Annotated in this window: 12 protein-coding genes; 9 read left to right on the forward strand and 3 right to left on the reverse strand. The window is 69.2% G+C overall.

The genetic code is table 11. The annotated features are described in order from the left end of the window. Positions 1–79 precede the first annotated feature (79 nt). On the forward strand, positions 80–709 hold the full coding sequence (locus tag BST38_RS06250; RefSeq protein ID WP_083142379.1) for a TetR/AcrR family transcriptional regulator: 630 nt from the start codon (positions 80–82) through the stop codon (positions 707–709). On the opposite strand, the gene BST38_RS06255 is transcribed toward BST38_RS06250, so the two are convergent. Then, a complete protein-coding gene (locus BST38_RS06255) occupies positions 706–1,281 on the reverse strand; it encodes a VOC family protein (protein WP_083142380.1) in 576 nt (191 codons plus the stop codon). The genes BST38_RS06250 and BST38_RS06255 overlap by 4 nt on opposite strands. Before the next feature lie 101 nt (positions 1,282–1,382). On the opposite strand from BST38_RS06255, the gene BST38_RS06260 reads away from it, so the two are divergent. The 7 genes from BST38_RS06260 to BST38_RS06290 all read left to right on the forward strand — a co-directional run bounded on the left by BST38_RS06260 (position 1,383) and on the right by BST38_RS06290 (position 8,463). Next, positions 1,383–2,519, forward strand: coding sequence for an alpha/beta hydrolase (locus BST38_RS06260; protein WP_083142381.1), 1,137 nt, complete (start codon positions 1,383–1,385; stop codon positions 2,517–2,519). Continuing rightward, complete coding sequence (locus BST38_RS06265; RefSeq protein ID WP_083142452.1) at positions 2,516–3,463, forward strand: 2-hydroxyacid dehydrogenase; 948 nt, start codon at positions 2,516–2,518, stop codon at positions 3,461–3,463. The genes BST38_RS06260 and BST38_RS06265 overlap by 4 nt, the downstream gene beginning before the upstream one ends. Before the next feature lie 56 nt (positions 3,464–3,519). Continuing rightward, on the forward strand, positions 3,520–5,703 hold the full coding sequence (locus BST38_RS06270; protein ID WP_083142382.1) for an acyl-CoA dehydrogenase family protein: 2,184 nt from the start codon (positions 3,520–3,522) through the stop codon (positions 5,701–5,703). A gap of 113 nt (positions 5,704–5,816) precedes the next feature. Beyond that, positions 5,817–5,999: a hypothetical protein gene (locus BST38_RS06275; protein WP_083142383.1), complete on the forward strand. Its 183-nt coding sequence runs from the start codon at positions 5,817–5,819 to the stop codon at positions 5,997–5,999. 9 nt (positions 6,000–6,008) lie between these two features. Then, the gene (locus BST38_RS06280; RefSeq protein WP_083142384.1) at positions 6,009–7,232 is read left to right on the forward strand and encodes a cupin domain-containing protein; all 1,224 of its coding nucleotides are present in this window, start codon (positions 6,009–6,011) and stop codon (positions 7,230–7,232) included. Continuing rightward, complete coding sequence (locus BST38_RS06285; RefSeq protein WP_083142385.1) at positions 7,229–8,116, forward strand: ferredoxin family protein; 888 nt, start codon at positions 7,229–7,231, stop codon at positions 8,114–8,116. Before BST38_RS06280 ends, BST38_RS06285 begins: the two co-directional genes overlap by 4 nt. A 26-nt stretch (positions 8,117–8,142) precedes the next feature. Then, positions 8,143–8,463 (forward strand): hypothetical protein, encoded by a 321-nt coding sequence (locus BST38_RS06290; protein WP_083142453.1) that lies wholly within the window; start codon positions 8,143–8,145, stop codon positions 8,461–8,463. Here the strand turns inward: BST38_RS06290 and BST38_RS06295 are convergent. After that, entirely contained in the window at positions 8,460–9,239 is a 780-nt protein-coding gene (locus BST38_RS06295; protein WP_083142386.1) for an SDR family NAD(P)-dependent oxidoreductase, read from the reverse strand. The two genes, BST38_RS06290 and BST38_RS06295, sit on opposite strands and share 4 nt — an antisense overlap. 29 nt (positions 9,240–9,268) lie before the next feature. After that, positions 9,269–10,990, reverse strand: coding sequence for a long-chain-fatty-acid--CoA ligase FadD2 (gene fadD2, locus BST38_RS06300; protein ID WP_083142387.1), 1,722 nt, complete (start codon positions 10,988–10,990; stop codon positions 9,269–9,271). A gap of 55 nt (positions 10,991–11,045) precedes the next feature. Between fadD2 and BST38_RS06305 the strand changes: the two genes are divergently transcribed. Continuing rightward, positions 11,046–12,284 carry a DNA polymerase domain-containing protein gene (locus BST38_RS06305; RefSeq protein WP_083142388.1) on the forward strand — a complete coding sequence of 413 codons (1,239 nt, stop codon included), beginning with the start codon at positions 11,046–11,048 and terminating at the stop codon, positions 12,282–12,284. Positions 12,285–12,436: the final 152 nt, after the last annotated feature.

Raw genomic sequence — 12,436 nt, forward strand, 5'->3', positions numbered from 1 at the left:
TGCCGCGCTGCGCGCGACCGTGTCAAAACTGCGAACGTGTGTTTCCTGATATTGCTCCGGCCCGTGGCAGGGTGTCAATATGGGATCCATGGGCCAGGTCCGTCCGTATCGCGGGGTGGACGCTCGGCAGAGGATCGCCGAGCGGCGCCGTCGTCTGCTCGAAGCCGGACTCGACCTGCTCGGCGGCGAGCACACCCCGGCCGACCTGACGGTCCGCGCGATCTGCGCACAGTCCGGCCTGGCCGCCAGGTACTTCTACGAGAGCTTCTCCGACAAGGACGTCTTCGTCGGCGCGGTCTTCGACTGGGTGATCTCCGACATCGCCGCGACCACCCAGGCCGCCGTCGCGGCCGCTCCGGCCCGCGAGCAGAGCCGGCAGGGCATGGCCAACATCGTGCGCACCATCGGCGAGGACGTCCGGGTGGGCCGGCTGCTGTTCAGCGTGCGCCTCGACAACCCCGTAGTGGTGCGCAAACGCGCCGAATCCGGGGCGCTGTTCGCGCTGCTGTCGGGCCAGCACGCGGGTTCGGCGCTGCGACTGGAACAGAACGACCGGATCAAGGCTGCCGCACATTTCGTCGTCGGCGGGGTCGCCCAGACCCTCAGCGCATGGCTGGCCGGCGACCTGACGTTCACCCCGGAACAACTCGCCGCGCACCTCGGCGCGATGATCGACCAGCTCGCCGACCCGGCGCTGTACCGGGATTAACCCGAGACCGGCACCCGGCGCTCAGCCGCGGTCTTGGGCACCGTCGTGGTGTCGGCCTCGCCGAACTCCTTGGTCCAGCAGGCGAATTCCAGCGTGATCCCGTCCGGGTCGAGGAAGTAGAAGGACCGCACGTACACGCCGGGATGCACGGTCGCCGAGACCTGCGCCGGGCTCTCGTCGTGGTTGAGGACGGGCCCGACGCGCACCCCTTTGGCCTTGAGACGCTGCCGGTACTCGTCGAACTTGTCCGCGGGCACGTGGAACGCCAGATGGTTCATCGTGCTGACCGCCGACACGATGTCCCCGATGCCGGGGATGGCCTCCGGCGACGAGATGCCGGGCACGCGGTCGGGCGCGTCGGCGAACCAGAAGAACGCCACACAGTCGCCGTTGCCGGCGTCGAAGAAGAAGTGCTGCCCCATGCCGCCGGGCAGATCGAGGGACTTGATCAGCGGCATGCCCAGCACGTTGCTGTAGAAGTCGACCGTGCGCTCCATGTCCGCGCACACCAGCGCGACGTGGTTGATGCCGCCCAACTCGAATTCGGTGTTGGGATTGTTCGGCTTGATCATCGACGCGCCTTCCGCAGAAACTCCACCCACCGACGCCGTTCTGAATCTAACATCAGGCTCAGCTTCTCCAACGCCGAACGCCCGCCGGAGGCTGGACATTCATGAGCCGCACCACCGCTGTCCAGGCTCCTGGTGTCACGCGGGAATTCGTCGGGCTCGACTCCACCACCGCGCGGCGCGCGGGCTCGGGCGGGCATCCGTGCCAGGGCCTCTATCACCGCGGGATGGGCCGCAAACCCAAGGTCGCGATCATCGCGACGCACTATCAGATCGACTTCTCCGAACATTATCTGGCCGACTACATGGCCACCCGCGGGATCGGGTTCCTCGGCTGGAACACCCGTTTCCGCGGTTTCGAGAGCAGTTTCCTGCTCGACCACGCGCTGGTCGACATCGGTGTCGGTGTGCGCTGGCTGCGTGAGGTCCAGGGCATCGAAACCGTGATCCTGCTGGGCAATTCGGGGGGCGGTTCGTTGATGGCGGCATACCAGGCCAACGCCGTCGCCAACCATGTCACCCCGATGGACGGGATGCGCCCCGCCGCCGGACTCGACGATCTCCCACCTGCCGACGGCTACGTCGCCAGCGCCGCGCACCCCGGCCGTCCCGATGTGCTGACCGCGTGGATGGATGCGTCGGTCATCGACGAAAACGACGCGGTGGCAACCGATCCCGATCTGGACCTGTTCAACGACCGCAACGGTCCGAGTTTCGACGCCGAGTTCGTCGCCCGCTACCGGGCCGCGCAGGTGGCCCGCAACGACGCGATCACCGACTGGGCCGAGGCCGAACTCACCAGGGTGCGCGCCGCGGGCTTCTCCGACCGCCCGTTCACCGTGATGCGCACCTGGGCCGACCCCCGGATGGTGGACCCGGCGCTGGAGCCGACGAAACGCCAGCCCAACATGTGCTACGCCGGCGTGCCCGCCAAGGCAAACCGGTCCACCCACGGCATCGCCGCGGCGTGCACGCTGCGCAACTGGCTCGGCATGTGGAGCCTGCGCTACGCCCAGACCCGGGCCGAACCCCATCTGGCCCTGATCGACTGTCCCGCGCTGGTCATCAACGCCGAACAGGACACCGGCGTCTACCCGTCGGACGCCCGGCGCATCTTCGACGCGCTGGCCGGCCAGGACAAGACTCTGTGCTCGAAGGACACCGACCACTACTTCACCACGCCGGGCGCACGCTCCGACAAGGCCGATACCATCGCCAAGTGGATCGCACGCCGCTGGTGAGAGTTCTCGCGCACTTCGTCCCGGGCGCGAAAGTCACCGATTTCCTTTCCCCGCACACGGATTGGCTCGACATCACCTACTGCGCCGAGGACGACGACGAGACGTTCTACCGCGCACTGCCCGAAGTCGACGTCATCTGGCATGTGCTGCGCCCGATTTCGGGTGACGATCTGGCCAGGGCCGCACGGCTGCGGTTGGTGCACAAGCTCGGCGCCGGCGTCAACACCATCGACGTCGACACCGCGACAGCCCGCGGCATCGCGGTGGCCAACATGCCCGGCGCGAACGCGCCGTCGGTCGCCGAGGGCACCCTGCTGCTGATGCTCGCCGCGCTGCGCCGGCTGCCCGCCCTCGACCGCGCCACCCGCGAGGGCCGGGGCTGGCCGTCGGACCCGACGCTCGGCGAGACGGTCCGCGACATCGGCGGCTGCACCGTCGGGCTCGTCGGCTACGGCAACATCGCCAAGCAGGTGGAACGCATCCTGCTCGCGATGGGCGCCGACGTGCTGCACACCAGTACGCGCGACGACGGGTTGCCGACCTGGCGCCGGTTGCCCGACCTGCTCGCCGGCAGCGACATCGTGTCACTGCACCTGCCACTGACCGACGCGACCGCGGGACTGCTCGGCCGGGATGCGCTGGCCGTCATGAAACCCGATGCGGTGCTGGTCAATACGTCCCGGGGCCCGATCGTCGACGAAGCGGCGCTGGTCGACGCGCTGCGCGGCGGCCGGCTGGCCGCCGCCGGCCTCGACGTATTCGCCACCGAACCCGTCCCGGCCGGCGACCCGCTGCTGGCGCTGCCCAACGTGGTGCTGACACCGCATGTCACCTGGTACACCGCCGATACGATGCGCCGCTACCTGGAATTCGCCGTCGACAACTGCGAACGGCTTCGTGACGGACGAGACCTCGCCCACGTGGTGAACGGCATCCACGGGTAACGTCGGTCCCGACCAACCGGTTGGGGCCAGTCACGACGACGTGAAGAGGTGCAGCTATGCCCATCGCGATCTCCGAAGAGCACAACGACCTCGCCGATTCGGTGCGCGCGTTCGTCGCGCGGGTGGCCCCGTCTGAGGTGCTCCACGACGCGCTGGAAACGCCGATCCCGAATCCGCCGCCGTACTGGAAGCCCGCCGCCGAGCAGGGCCTGCACGGCGTGCACCTCGCCGAGCCGGTCGGCGGTCAGGGTTTCGGAATCCTCGAATTGGCCATCGTCGTCGCAGAATTCGGGTACGGCGCGGTGCCGGGCCCGTTCGTCCCGTCGGTGATCGCGAGCGCGCTGATCGCCGCTCACGATCCGACCGCCGAGGTGCTGACCGGGCTGGCGGCCGGGGACGTCATCGCCGCCTATGCGATCGACTCCGGCCTGACCGCCACCCGGCAGGGGGACCGGCTGGTGATCCGCGGCGAGGTGCGCGCTGTGCCCGCCGCCGCGCAGGCGTCACTGCTGGTGCTGCCGGTGGCGATCGACTCCGGCGAGGAGTGGGTGCTCCTCGACGCCGACCGGCTCGAGGTCGAGCCGGTCGCCAGTGTCGACCCGCTGCGTCCCGTCGCCCACGTGCGCGCCAACGCCGTCGAGGTCGGCGACGACAGGGTGCTGAGCAACCTGAGCCGGGCGCACGCCCGCGCGCTGATGTCGACGCTGCTGTCCGCCGAGGCCGTCGGCGTCGCCCGCTGGGCCACCGACACCGCCGCGGCCTACGCCAAGATCCGCGAGCAGTTCGGCCGGCCCATCGGCCAGTTCCAGGCCGTGAAACACAAGTGCGCCAACATGATCGCCGAGACCGAGCGGGCGACCGCCGCCGTGTGGGACGCCGCCCGGGCACTCGATGAAGCCCCGGATGCAGACGCCGCGTTCGAATTCGCCGCCGCCGTGGCCGCCACCCTGGCGCCCGCGGCCGCACAGCACACCACCCAGGACTGCATCCAGGTGCACGGCGGTATCGGGTTCACCTGGGAGCACGACACCAACGTCTACTACCGCCGCGCGCTGGTGCTGGTCGCGTCGTTCGGCCGCGCGGCGGAGTACCCGCAGCGCGTCGTGGACCTCGCCACCTCGACCGGTATGCGCGCACTGAACATCGACCTCGACCCCGACACCGAGAAGCTGCGGTCCGAGATCCGCGCCGAAGTGGCCGCGCTGAAAGAGGTTCCGCGCGAACAGCGTGCCGCCGTGATCGCCGAGGGCGGCTGGGTCGCGCCGCACCTGCCCACGCCGTGGGGTCGCGCCGCGAGCCCCGTCGAGCAGATCATCATCGCGCAGGAGTTCTCCGAAGGGCGGGTCAAGCGGCCCCAGATGGGGATCGCCGCGTGGATCATCCCGTCGATCGTCGCGTTCGGCACCGACGATCAGCAGCAGCGTTTCCTGCCGCCGACCTTCCGCGGCGAGATGATCTGGTGCCAGCTGTTCTCCGAGCCGGGCGCCGGATCCGACCTGGCGAGCCTGACCACCAAGGCCACCAAGGTCGACGGCGGCTGGCGGATCACCGGCCAGAAGATCTGGACCACGGGTGCGCAGTACTCGCAGTGGGGCGCGCTGCTGGCACGGACGAACCCGAGCGCCCCGAAGCACCAGGGCATCACGTACTTCCTGCTCGACATGACCAGTCCCGGGGTGGAGGTCAAGCCGCTGCGGGAGCTCACCGGGCACGCGATGTTCAACACCGTGTTCATCGACGACGTGTTCGTCCCCGACGATCTGGTCCTCGGCGACGTCGACCGCGGCTGGGAGGTCAGCCGCAACACACTGACCAACGAGCGGGTGTCGCTCGGCAGCAGCGAGCCGGCGTTCCTGCCGAGTCTGGACAGGTTCGTCGAGTTCCTCCGCGACGGCCATTTCGACCAGGTCGCCCAGCACCACGCGGGCACCCTGATCGCCGAAGGGCACGCCGCCAAGGTGCTCAACATGCGGTCGACGCTGCTGACGCTGGCCGGTGGCGACCCGATGCCGGCGGCGGCGATCTCGAAGCTGCTGTCGATGAAGACCGGGCAGGGCTACGCCGAGTTCGCGGTGTCGTCGTTCGGCACCGACGCCGTCGTCGCGGACACCGACCAGCCGACCGGCCGGTGGGCGCAGTACCTGCTGGCCAGCCGGTCGACCACGATCTACGGCGGCACCTCCGAGGTGCAGCTCAACATCATCGCCGAGCGACTGCTCGGCCTCCCTCGCGATCCCTAGCAGATAAGCCGACCCTGGCGTTTCGGGCAGTGCCGCGCGGGGCAACCCGTCGACGCGCGCACCGCGCCAAGGAGGGCCCCGGGACCGGGGTCCACGGCAGAAAGAAGACTGCGATGGCACTCGACGACGACGACATCGACACCACCCCCGGCGACGGCGGCGAGGGCACCGCCGACGGCGGCAGCAACCCCGAAGGGCACGACGGCGGCGCCGACGGCACCGCGTCCGGTGAGGGCACCGCCGACGGCGGCAGCAACCCCGAAGGGCACGACGGCGGCGCTGACGGCACCGCCTGAGGTTCCGCCGTGCTGAGCCGATGCATCGGCATCGATCCCGAGGTCTTCGCTGCCGAATACTGGGGTCGCAAGCCGCTGCTGAGCTCTGCCGACGCGCTGCCCCGCGATTTCGGCGATCTGCTCTCCCCGGCCATGGTCGACGAGCTCATCGCCGAGCGCGGGGTACGCGCGCCGTTCATCCGGTTGGCCAAGGAGGGCCAGGTGCTGGCCAAGGACTCCTACCTCGGACCGGCGGGATTCGGCGCCGAGATCACCGACCAGGTCGACTCGGCCAAGGTGCTGACCCAACTCGCCGCCGGGGCGACAGTCGTGCTGCAGGGCCTGCACCGGCTGTGGCCGCCGCTGATCGAGTTCACCCACCGGGCGGTCGCCGACATCGGGCACCCGGTGCAGGCCAACGCCTACATCACCCCACCGGACAACCGCGGGTTCGACTTTCACTACGACGTCCACGACGTGTTCGTGCTTCAGGTTTCGGGCACCAAGCGGTGGGTCGTGCACGAACCGGTGCACCTGCATCCGCTGCCGGACCAGCCGTGGACGCTGTTCCGGGAGCAGATCGCGCAGCGGGTCACCACCGACCCCGTCATCGACACCGTGCTCACCGCGGGCGACGCGCTGTATCTGCCCCGCGGATGGGTGCACGCCGCGCAGGCGATGGACACCACCTCCATCCACCTGACCATCGGGGTGTCCGCGACAACCGGGATCGACGTCGCCCGCGCGGTGCTCGACGAACTGGCCCGCACCGACGAGTTCCGCGCGCCGCTGCCGCTGGGCATCGACCCGGCCTCCGGCGACCAGACCGCGGCGCTCGCGGCCAAGGTAATCGCACAGCTGGTCACCCATCTGCGCGATGACGCCGCCACGCTCAGCGCATCCGCCGCCGAGCGGCTCAAGAAGCGGCACGGGGACCGGACCCGTCCCGAGGAGATCCGACCGCTGGCGACACTGCACGCCACCGAGCAGGCGGCGACCGTCCGCGTCCGGCTGCGCCGCGGACTGAACGCGACAGTGCGCCACGACGCCGACGGACGGGTGTCGGTCGCGGTGGCCGGCAAGACCATCACGTTCCCCGCCTCGTGCGCGGCGGCGCTGGACGACGTCCTCACCGGCCGCGTGATCGGCGCCGACGACATCGCTTGTCTCGACAGCGCTGGTCTTGACACCGCCGACGGCGCGGTGCTGATCCGGCGGTTGCTGCGCGAGGGCATCGTGGTGCCTGCCACGTGACCGCCGCGAAACGCGCGCCGTGCAGCGACCAGTCCCTGGCTCGCGACGAACCGATGTACGGCACCGCGTCGGCGGGTTCGGCCTGGCTGCTCCTCGAACTGGAGGGCGGCTGGGGACCGTCGGCCTTCCTGCAGTCCCCCGGCAGCATCGACCCGGAGTTGGGCCGCGCCGTGGTGCGCCGCGCCGAAGCCGCGGGGATGCGCATCGCGGCGATCCGCCGCCACGGCCGCCGCTCCGCGTCACCGCGCTGGCGGTGGTTCGTCGCGAAATCCGATGTCGGCGCGCACGCACTGTTCCACGGGGAGGTCGACGAGGCCCGGGACTACCTCGACATCGATCTCGGCGGCCGCGACGGCGCGGCGATCGACGGTCCGCTCGTGGCCGTGTGCGCGCACGGACGACACGACCAGTGCTGCGCGGTGCGCGGCCGCGGGGCCGTGGCCGCGATCGCGGCCGCATATCCCGAATCGACATGGGAATGCTCACATCTGGGCGGTGACCGGTTCGCCGCCACGATGCTGATCCTGCCGGAAGGGCTGTGTTACGGCCGTGTCGACAGCACCGACGCCGCCGAGCTGGTCCGGCTCTACTGCGACGGAAAGCTCGACGACAGGTTCCTGCGCGGCCGCACATCGCTGCCGCACGCCGTGCAGGCCGCGCAGCACTTCGCGCGGGAAGCGTACGGCGACAACCGCATCGAAGCCCTGCCGCCGGTGTCGCTCATCGGCGGCACCGACCAGATCGAGGTGGTGCTGGCGACCGGGTCGGGCAACGTCGAGGTGATCCTCGAGGTGGTGATGTCCGAACCGCTGTTCTCCCAGTGCCGGGCCACCACCGCGGGACCGGTGCGCACCTTCAGGTTGCGTTCGATACGCGGCATGTAATGGCGAAAGCTGGGAACCCCGCCATGGTGACCAACGACCGCAACTTCGTGGAGAAACGCTTCAACCGACCCGGTGAGTACCGCGCCGCGGCGACCTACGCGCTCATCGTGGTCGCGGTGGCCGGGCTTGCTTTCGCCGTATACGCGTTCGGGCCGCGTGACTCGGTGTTCAGCGCCAGCCTGGTGCCGGGGTTCCTGTTCCTCGGCGGCGTCGGCGCGCTGATTCGCGCCTACCGCGAGTGGAAGGCCCAGCGCGGATGGACCGCCTGGCAGGGTGCGGGCTGGTTCCTGCTGCTGCTGATGCTGATGGCACTCGCGCTGCCCGGTTCGGCGGCGTTCGCGGGTTAGGGCAGGATCGCGTCGACGTAGCCGCCGTCCACCCGCAGCGCACCGCCGGTCGTCGCCGACGCCAGCGGCGAGGCCAGATACACGACCATGTTCGCGATCTCCTCGGGTTCGATCAGCCGCTGGATCAGCGACTGCGGGCGGTGCAGCCGCATGAACTCGCGCTGCGCCTCGTCCCACGGCAGCGATCTGTCGACGAGCTGGTAGACGAACTCCTCGACGCCCGCGGTGTGCGTCGGGCCGGCGATCACGGAGTTCACGGTCACCCCGGTGCCGGCGGCACTCTTGGCGAACCCACGCGACAGCGCCAGCAGCGCGGTCTTGGAGACGCCGTAGTGGATCATCTCCTCCGGGATCACCACCGCCGAGTCGCTGGCGATCTGCAGTACCCGGCCCCAGTGCCGCTCCGTCATCCCGGGCAGGTAGAGGCGGATCAGCCGCGCCGCGGCCAGCACGTTGACCTCGAAGAATTGCCGCCACTGCTCGTCGCTGATCTCCCCGGCCGGGGCGGCGCCGAAGATCCCGAGGTTGTTGACCAGGATGTCCACCGCGGGAACGGCGTCGAACAGCACCTGCGCCCCGCCGTCGGTCGCGACGTCCGCGGCGATGCCGACCGCGTCGCCCTCGATCGTCGCGACGGCCTCGTCGACCCGGTCCTGGCTACGGCCGTTCACGACGACGCGCGCCCCCGCCGAAGCGAGGCCCTTCGCGATGGCCAGTCCGATGCCCTGCGTGGAGCCGGTGACGAGCGCGGTCTTTCCGATCAGATCGATGTTCACGCTGGGGTACTACGACCTGCGGGCGCCGACTATTCCTCAGGGGTCTCCATGGAGATCTCCATCTCGCGCAGCTCGCGCTTGAGGATCTTCCCGGTCGGGTTGCGCGGCAGTTCGTCGATGAAGACCACCTCGCGCGGAACCTTGTAGCGGGCCAGGTTCTCCCGCACGTAGGTCTTGATGCCGTCCTCGTCGATCGTGGCGCCCTCGGCCTTGACCACGAAGCAGCGCAGCCGGTGGCCCCACTCCTTGTCCTCGACGCCGATCGCGGTGGCCTCGACCACATCCGGGTGGCCGCTGACGAGGTCCTCGATCTCGGCGGGGAACACGTTCTCGCCGCCGGAGACGATCATCTCGTCGTCCCGGCCGCTGACGTAGAGCAGGTCGTGCTCGTCGAAGTAGCCGACATCACCCGAGGACAGCAGCCCGTCGATGATCTGCTTTCCGCCGCCACCGGTGTAGCCCTCGAACGGGAAGAAGGTGCCGACGAAGATCCGGCCCACCTCACCGCGCGGCACCTCGTTGCCGTTGTCGTCGAGGATCTTGACCTTCATGCCCTTGACGACCGGGCCGACTGTGGCCGGGTTGATCGAAAGATGTTGTGGGCCGGCGATTGTCGCGAACGACACCTCGGTGGAGCCGTACAGGTTGTACACGACCGGGCCGAGTTCCTTCAGCGCCCTGGTGGCCAGTTCGGCGCCGAGCTGGCTGCCCGAGACGAACACGATGCGCAGCGACGACAGGTTCGGCTTCGGAGAGGTCTTGTCGAGTTCGTCGAGGATGCGCGAAAGCATCACGGGCACCACGACGATCGCGGTGGCCTTGTGCTTCTCGATGTCGGCGAGCACCGTGGCCGGTTTGAACCGTCTGCGCAGCACCAGCGTGGTGCCCAGCATCATCGCGATCGTCGCGTGCAGGAACCCCAGCGCGTGGAACATCGGCGCGGGCAGCGAGGTGACCTCACCGGATTTGAACGGCACCGAGGACAGCACGCCGCCGATCGGCGCCAGCGACGGCGGGGCACTGCGGTTGGCGCCCTTGGGCGTTCCGGTGGTGCCGCTGGTCAGGATGATGACCGACGAATGCTTGGTCACCTTCGGCGGCGGCGTCGAGCTGGTGCGCGCGACGAGTTCCTCGAGGGTTTCGTCGGTGCTGCCCGACGGCTCCTCCTTATCCGGGTTGATACCGAGCGAGCGCAGCTTGCCGAGTTCGGGTTCGGCGGCCGAAACGGCCTTGGTGTACTCGTCGTCGTAGATGATCAGCTTCGCGCCTTCGCGCTCCGAGACCTCTTTGATCTGCGGACCGGAGAACTCGCTGTTGAGCAGGATGATGCGGGCACCGGTCTTGCCCGCGGCGTACACCGACACCAGGAACCAGCGGTGGTTGCGGGCCAGGATCGCGACCCCGTCACCGCCCTTGACGCCCTTGGCGATCAGCCCGTTGGCGACCGCGTTGGCGGCGCTCTCCATCTCGGCGAACGTCATCTCACCGAAGTCGTCGATCACGGCGGCGCGATTCGGGTAGCGGCGCGCGTTGAGCGCGGGAATCATCCCGAACTCGCCCCAGCGCACCATGTCGGCGACGAACGCGGCGATGTCCTGCGGCGGTTCGAGCTTGAGCGCACCGGCCTCGAACATCTTGCGGGCGTAATGCAGTTCGGCGGTGCCGCGGTCGACATATTTGCCGACCGACTTCCCCAACGTCTGCTGAACTGTGGCGAGCGCCTGCAACGGAAGATCGCTGAGCTTCGACATGCGTCAACCTTATGTGACGCCGGTCGCACCGCGGATTGGAACCTACGATGAGGAAATGGCCGCCCGCGAGTCCTTCGAGATCGGCGGTCAGGCGGTGCCGATCACCCATCCGGACAAGGTGGTGTTCGGCGATCTCGGGGTCACCAAGCTCGACCTGATCGAGTACTACGCCGCGGTCTCCGACGGCGCGTTGCGCGGGGTCCGAGACCGCCCGATGATCCTCAAACGGTTCGTCAAGGGCATCGAGGAAGAGGCGGTGTTCCAGAAGCGCGCCCCGGAGAAACGCCCCGACTTCGTCGACGTCGCCGAGCTCAGATACGCGCGCGGCACCTCGGCCAAGGAGGCGGTCCTGCACGATGCGGCGGGCCTGGTGTGGGCGGTGAACCTGGGCTGTGTGGACCTGAACCCGCACCCGGTGCGGGCCGACGACCTCGACCATCCCGACGAGTTGCGTGTCGACCTGGACCCGATGCCGGGGGTCGGGTGGCGCCAGATCCTCGATGTCGCGTTCGTCGCGCGTGAAGTCCTCGAAGACCACGGGCTGGTCGCTTGGCCCAAGACGTCCGGGTCGCGCGGTTTCCACATCTATGCCCGGATCCACCGGCACTGGCCGTTCAAGCAGGTGCGGCTGGCGGCCGAGGCGGTGGCCCGCGAGGTGGAGCGGCGGGCCCCGGAGTCGGCGACGGCGCGCTGGTGGAAAGAAGAACGACACGGTGTGTTCGTCGACTTCAACCAGAACGCCAAGGACCGCACGGTCGCGTCGGCGTACTCGGTGCGCGCCACCCCGGACGCGCGGGTGTCGACGCCGCTGTTCTGGGATGAGGTCGCCGGCTGCCGACCCGAGGAGTTCACGCTGCACACGGTGCCTGCCCGGTTCGCCGAGCTGGGCGACCCGTGGGAGGGGATGGACGATTCCCCCGGCGGTCTGGAGGCGCTGCTGGAGCTCGCCGAGCGGCTCGGCCCGCCCGAGAAGGCCCCCAAGGGCGCGAACAGATCCGTCGACGGACGGCGGGCGTCGGTGATGCCGCTGATCGAGATCGCACGGACGAAGACCAAGGACGAGGCGATGGCCGCGCTCGCGCAGTGGCGCGAGAAGTACCCGGCCGCGTCCGAGAAGCTGGAGCCCGCGGATGTTCTCGTCGACGGGATGCGGGGCCCGAGTTCGATCTGGTACCGGATCCGGATCAACCTGCAGCACGTCGCCGAGGACCAGCGGCCGCCGCAGGAGGAACTGCTGGCCGACTACAACCCGTGGGCCGGCTACACCGGCGCCCAGGTGCAGCGCCGGGATTGAGCAGGCGCTAAGTTACCGACGAGTTTGCTGACCGGCGGCGCTCCAGGTTCTTACCGAAGTATTAGTCGTTACTCCCAGCGGCCTTAAATTGGCTCACTACCTTCATCTATGTGTCGCCCAACCGGCGAGACATGAGAGCACTGGATCGAAGG

Origin of the sequence: Mycolicibacterium parafortuitum, assembly GCF_002086815.1 — a bacterium.
Taxonomy (GTDB): domain Bacteria; phylum Actinomycetota; class Actinomycetes; order Mycobacteriales; family Mycobacteriaceae; genus Mycobacterium; species Mycobacterium parafortuitum.

Bases quoted from the DNA above. Each gene is read 5' to 3' on its own strand.
- BST38_RS06250 (WP_083142379.1), top strand. From the start codon at position 80: ATGGGATCCATGGGCCAGGTCCGTCCGTATCGCGGGGTGGACGCTCGG.
- BST38_RS06255 (WP_083142380.1), bottom strand. From the start codon at position 1,281: ATGATCAAGCCGAACAATCCCAACACCGAATTCGAGTTGGGCGGCATC.
- BST38_RS06260 (WP_083142381.1), top strand. From the start codon at position 1,383: ATGAGCCGCACCACCGCTGTCCAGGCTCCTGGTGTCACGCGGGAATTC.
- BST38_RS06270 (WP_083142382.1), top strand. From the start codon at position 3,520: ATGCCCATCGCGATCTCCGAAGAGCACAACGACCTCGCCGATTCGGTG.
- BST38_RS06275 (WP_083142383.1), top strand. From the start codon at position 5,817: ATGGCACTCGACGACGACGACATCGACACCACCCCCGGCGACGGCGGC.
- fadD2 (WP_083142387.1), bottom strand. From the start codon at position 10,990: ATGTCGAAGCTCAGCGATCTTCCGTTGCAGGCGCTCGCCACAGTTCAG.
- BST38_RS06305 (WP_083142388.1), top strand. From the start codon at position 11,046: ATGGCCGCCCGCGAGTCCTTCGAGATCGGCGGTCAGGCGGTGCCGATC.